The 408-nt window shown below is 39.5% G+C and carries 1 pseudogene; it reads left to right on the top strand.

Annotated elements, in window-relative coordinates:
- Positions 1-257 precede the first annotated feature (257 nt).
- Positions 258-408, top strand: a pseudogene (locus ACJ5GX_RS00895) (hypothetical protein); the annotation flags it as partial.

The raw sequence follows: 408 nt of genomic DNA, 5'->3' as shown, positions 1-408 counted from the left end.
TTCGCAAAGTCGTAAGAGCTATATGAAAGCATGTGAAATACTTTGAAAAATCCCGACTCCGTGTGAAAGATTGAACAAAAGAGGTTTAAAATAGGTATCAATCAATGTTACATGTCGTGAGAGTTACTTGACGACATGAATAAAAACAAAGCGTTGATAAGGGAATAATTATGATGATGGTTGAAGAATCGTGAGCACCAGTACCATAGCCAGTACTTTCCTACCTTACCTACTTACTTTATTGTTTTGACTTTGAAACTTTTCGATCGATCGACCAATTTATCTCATCTGCAGAAACAAAGTGGTTGCGGTCAAGTGGTCTAGTTCTACTTTTGCCTCATGGTTATGAAGGGCAGGGGCCTGAGCATAGTTCTGCTCGTATAGAGAGGTTTTTGCAGCTCTGTGCAG

Source organism: Wolbachia endosymbiont of Tuta absoluta, assembly GCF_059414725.1.
Note: the sequence above shows the minus strand (reverse complement) of the source record. Positions and strands in the feature narration are given on the sequence as shown.